The organism is Persicitalea sp., from assembly GCF_041751555.1.
GTDB lineage: Bacteria > Bacteroidota > Bacteroidia > Cytophagales > Spirosomataceae > Persicitalea.
The window spans coordinates 1-4,567 of sequence record NZ_JBGSXF010000066.1; the positions used below are offsets into that span (position 1 = coordinate 1).

Annotated in this window: 4 protein-coding genes and 1 pseudogene; 3 read left to right on the plus strand and 2 right to left on the minus strand. The window is 55.0% G+C overall.

Annotated elements, in window-relative coordinates:
* Together ACEW8P_RS02170 and ACEW8P_RS02175 are read right to left on the minus strand one after the other, a co-directional pair.
* Nucleotides 1–265: pseudogene (locus ACEW8P_RS02170) on the minus strand (hypothetical protein); the annotation flags it as partial.
* A gap of 136 nt (nt 266–401) precedes the next feature.
* Complete coding sequence (locus ACEW8P_RS02175; protein ID WP_373511473.1) at nt 402–1,439, minus strand: family 43 glycosylhydrolase; 1,038 nt, start codon at nt 1,437–1,439, stop codon at nt 402–404.
* 112 nt (nt 1,440–1,551) lie between these two features.
* On the opposite strand from ACEW8P_RS02175, the gene ACEW8P_RS02180 reads away from it, so the two are divergent.
* From ACEW8P_RS02180 to ACEW8P_RS02190, 3 genes are all read left to right on the plus strand, one after another.
* Nucleotides 1,552–2,349: a HipA family kinase gene (locus ACEW8P_RS02180; RefSeq protein WP_373511474.1), complete on the plus strand. Its 798-nt coding sequence runs from the start codon at nt 1,552–1,554 to the stop codon at nt 2,347–2,349.
* Complete coding sequence (locus ACEW8P_RS02185) at nt 2,336–2,713, plus strand: DUF3037 domain-containing protein (RefSeq protein ID WP_373511475.1); 378 nt, start codon at nt 2,336–2,338, stop codon at nt 2,711–2,713. The genes ACEW8P_RS02180 and ACEW8P_RS02185 overlap by 14 nt, the downstream gene beginning before the upstream one ends.
* Before the next feature lie 88 nt (nt 2,714–2,801).
* Nucleotides 2,802–4,567 (plus strand): S9 family peptidase (locus ACEW8P_RS02190; protein WP_373511476.1); only part of this gene is annotated, 1,766 nt, incomplete at its 3' end.

The window sequence follows — 4,567 nt, forward strand, 5'->3', positions numbered from 1 at the left end:
TAAGTTGATCGTACATTTCTCGTTGAAAAATAACCGATTGAGCAGATGAGACCTGTTGTCTCTCATATTCTGAACTACTTTTAGATTCACTCCAGAACACAGCATCGGGCGGTAAAATCGCAACAGTCTGATGGTTGTCTGTAAGTTCACGGATCGGCCTAGAGTCACGAAATTGAACCTTGGGGATTCGTTGCCCATAGGATTGCACTTGCGCTAAAAGGCAAACTATGAGAAAGCACTTAGTTGATAAGAGAAATTTTACCATGGTAGATTTTGATAGCAACTATTTAAGCAGCAAGATTAATTTCTAGTACTTCTCTGCAAATATCGTCCTTATAATACCTAATCCAAGATACGCTCAACGTCGTCAGCATTCAATCATTGAGTACGACTGGTATTTCTCACCTCGGTACATTCATCTCCACCCCCAGTGGTAGCGGGTCGCCGAATACTGGGTCGCCCTCGGCGTCGAAGGTGAAGGGCTGCATTCGGGGGGCGCGCTTACCGCCGCAACCCTGACCGGGTTCTGCGTTGGCGTGGTAGAGAATCCAGTTTTGCTTGCCGTTAGGCGATTTAAAAAAGCTATTGTGACCCGCTGCGTAAGTACCCTGCACATCATGCGCCCAGAAAACGGGCGTTGGATGTTTTTGCCAGGATTTCGAGTTCATTAGGTCGGCGTTGGGTTCGGCGTACACCATGCCCAGAGAATAAAAATCTGTCCAGCAGCCACTGGCTGAGAAAATTATATTGATGCGTCCATTCGGGCTTTCGAGGTACTGCGGCCCTTCGTTGACAAGGACAATCGGTTTGTCGTCGGGACCGGGCCTGGTCAGCAGTCCGTGCTGCTCCCAGGCGTAGCGCGGATCCGAAATGCGGACGCGATTGCCAACGCAGGTCCAGGGATTACTCATCTTGCACAGATAAATATCCTGCCGCCCGTTCTCGTCCCCTTCCCATCCCGACCAGGTGAAGTACATCTGGCCTTTATGCTCAAACACCGAGCCGTCGATCGCCCATTTGTCCTGTGGCGTTTCGAGCTTTCCCTTCATCGTCCATTCGCCCAGCGTGGGGTCGGGTGAGGGATTTTCCAGAACGTACATCCGATGGTTACGGTTTTGTCCGTCGTCGGCAGCGAAGTAGATGTACCACTTTCCGCCCACCAAATGCAGTTCGGGTGCCCAGATTTGTTTGGAATAGGGACCCGTGGCAGGCGGCGTCCAGACGGTCACTTTTTTGGCCTCGGGTAGTTTTGCGAGGTCTTTGGTTTTCCAAATATTCAAATCCTTTCCCGTCGTGTGCATATAGTAGTAGTACCCATCGTGGTAGATCGACCACGGATCGGCTCCGGCGGGGAGGAGGGGATTTTTGAAAGTTTGGGCGTGAAGGGAAGTAGTAGTGAGGAGGAGAAGGAAGAAGATTGGCCTTTGTAAAGCTTTCATGGCGCTGGATTTCAGAATCGTCGGTCTTGTTGGTAAAAGACTTATGAAGAAAATTTATACTTTGTGATTTGGTAAAGCAACCTTTCCTGAATAAGTAGGCAATACACCCAATATGACCTCCATTTCTCCCGACCTCCGTACCGTCCGCGTGACCCGCTACGTGACGCCGCTGCGCGAGGGCGGCTCGCTGCCCGCTATCGTCGAGGCTGACGACGGCTTCCTGTACGTCCTCAAATTTCGGGGTGCGGGGCAGGGTCGCAAGGCCCTTATCGCCGAACTCATTGGCGGCGAACTGGCCAGAGTGGCGGGCTTGCGGATGCCCGAGCTAGTTTACGCCGAACTCGACGCCGCCTTCGGCCGCAGCGAACCCGACGAGGAGATTCAAGATTTACTCAAAGGCAGTGTCGGCCTGAATCTGGGGCTGCACTACCTCTCGGGCGCGATTACCTACGACCCGGCTGTAACGACAGTCGATACGCGGCTGGCCTCACGCATCGTGTGGCTGGATGCTCTGTTGCTGAATGTGGACCGCACCGCCCACAATACCAACATGCTGATTTGGCACAAAGAGTTATGGCTCATCGACCATGGGGCCGCGCTGTACTTTCATCACGCCTGGCAGAATTGGGAAGAGTACGTCGCCAAGCCTTTCGTCCAGATCAAAGACCACGTGTTGCTGCCCCAGGCCGCGCACATTGCCGATGTGGACGCCGAAATGCGCGTTCTGCTGACCACCGAGGTCATCGAAAGCATTGTCGCCACCATCCCCGACGACTGGCTCAACCAGGAAGAGGAAGAAGCCGACGCCGACTCGATGAGGGAGGTGTACGTGCAATTCCTGAATCGCCGCATCGCACAGTCCGAAATCTTTGTCCACGAAGCCCAAACCGCTCGCCATGGACTTATTTGAGTACGCCACCATCCGGGTAGTGCCGCGCGTGGAGCGGGGGGAATTCATTAACGTAGGGGTAGTTTTGTTTTGTAAAAATCAAAAATTTCTACGATCCAGAATTGCCCTGGACAAAGTCCGACTTGCCGCGCTGTTTCCGGAAAGTGACGCCGGTGTCATTGTCCAGCATCTGCAATCCTTCGATAATATCTGTACAGGTGAAATATCGAAAAGCCCCATCGCCACCCTCGACGCCGCCTCCCGTTTCCGCTGGCTTACCGCCCGCCGCAGCACCATCATTCAGGCCTCAGAAGTACATCCCGGTCTGTGTCTCGACGCAGAAACTACCCTGATGAATTTGTTTGAACAAGTAGTTGCTTCCTGATCGGGCTTTTGTAATGGCATATTCCGTACTTTCGCCTTCCAGCCAAAGTACGCTAACCCAACTGATCAATCTCCAAAATAATCTTTGCATGAAAAAGCTAATTCTACTGCTCTTTGTAGTTAATCTCACTGCCTTTGCCCAGGACAACGGCTACCAAACGCCGCCGCAGGCCTTGGCGGAACTCGTCACCGCTAAGCCCACGCCTACCGTCAGCGTGGACGGCAAGGGCGAATGGATGCTGCTCATGCAGCGCAATACCGTTACAACTACCATCGCCGAACTTTCCGAACCTGAGTACCGCCTGGCTGGACTGCGCCTCAACCCCGCCACCAGCGGCCCGAGCCGCGCTACCTATATCAACGGCCTCACGCTGCGCCGCGTCAAAGGCGGGGCCGACGATGTTTCCATCAAAGGCTTGCCCGACAACGCCAAGCTTTCCTATATCCAGTGGTCGCCCGATGACAGCAAGATCGCTTTCACCAACACCACCGACACCAAGCTGGAACTCTACGTGCTGGACGTCGCCACCGCAACCGCCCGCCGCGTGGGAGAGTTGGCCCTGAGCGCGGTACTGGGCACGCCTTTTCGTTGGGTAAGCGATAACCAGTCGTTCATTGTCCGCGCCATTCCTGCTTCACGCGGCGAAGCCCCCGCAATCAGCCGCGTTCCCGAGGGGCCAACAGTGCAGGAAAACCTCGGCCAGAAGGCGATGGCTGCGACTTACCAGGATTTGCTTAAAAATTCCAACGATGAAACGCGCTTCGAGTACTTCACGACTTCGCAAGCCATGAAACTTGGCCTCGACGGTACGGCCACGCCCATTGGCTCAGTAGGTATGGTGGCCACGGCGTCGCCCTCGCCCGACGGGAAGTACGTGCTGGTTGAGACGCTGCATCGTCCGTTTTCGTACCTGGTACCCGTGTACCGCTTTCCGCAACAGTCGGACGTGTATTCGATGGATGGAAAATTGGTAAAGACGCTCAACGATAGTCCTTTGTTAGAAAACATGCCCTGGGGCCGTGACGCCGCGCCTAACGGGCAGCGTAACCACGACTGGCGCAATGACGCCCCCGCCACGGTGTATTGGGTAGAAGCGCAGGACGGCGGCGATCCCAAGAAAAAAGCCGACATCCGTGACATCGTATACAGCCTGGAAGCCCCCTTCTCCGGCTCTCCCAAAGAACTGTACAAAGCGGCCTACCGCTTTGGCGGCGTAACCTGGGGCGATGCCCAAACCGCGCTGTTTTATGAGCGCTGGAACGAAACGCGCAAAACGATTACTAAAATCGTCAATCCCGGAAATCCGGCCGATCCAACTTTGCTCTTCGACCGCTCTTCGGAAGACCGTTACGGCAACCCCGGCTCACCCGAACTGACCAAAAATGCCTACGGTCAGGAAGTCCTGCACTTTACGCCCGACCACAGCATCTACCTGACCGGAACGGGTGCTTCACCCGAGGGCGATCGCCCGTTTATCGACCTGCTCAATCTTAAAACCAAAGCAACCAAGCGGCTTTGGCGGTCGGAAGCGCCCTACTTCGAGCGGCCTGTCGCCATACTGGACGCCACCAAAGGTTTGTGGCTCACCAGCCGCGAGTCGCAGGAGATGCCGCCCAACTACTACCTACGCGACCTGAACCCCGCGCCGAAAAAAGGCAAAAAGCCCGCTGCCGATGCCCTGACGCAGATCACGTTTTTCCCGCATCCTTACCCACAGTTCAAGGACATCCAAAAGCAGCAACTTCGCTACAAACGCCCCGATGGTGTGGATCTGACCGCCACCCTACTGCTGCCACCAGGCTACAAGAAATCCGACGGACCGCTGCCGACTTTCCTCTGGGCCTATCCCGCCGA